The sequence below is a fragment of the Bartonella sp. MR168JLCBS genome, assembly GCF_042194175.1.
Window position 1 is genome coordinate 1 of sequence record NZ_JBHIMP010000535.1, and the last position, 296, is coordinate 296.

1 pseudogene is annotated in these 296 nt (G+C 41.6%); it reads left to right on the forward strand.

Annotated elements, in window-relative coordinates:
* Positions 1-296 (forward strand): annotated as a pseudogene (locus tag ACFIK8_RS12475) (cytochrome b N-terminal domain-containing protein); the annotation flags it as partial.

Here is a 296-nt window from a genome sequence, read left to right on the forward strand (position 1 = left end):
ACTGGCATTGTATTGGCTATCCATTAGTAGCAGATGTCCATTTGGCTTTTGCAACTGGTGAACGATTTCGGCGGGGGCCAGTTTGGTTGGCTTTTTCGTCCATGGCATTCTGTAGGATCTTCATTCTTTTTTAGCGCTGTCTCTATTCATTTGGCACGCGGGCTTTATTATGGTTCTTATAAAAATATGCGAGAAATGGTTTGGGTCATAGGAATTTTCATCTATATCATCATGATGGCAATAGCATTTTTTGGTTATGGGTTGATTTTGGGGATGATGTCTGCTTCAGCTGCTTC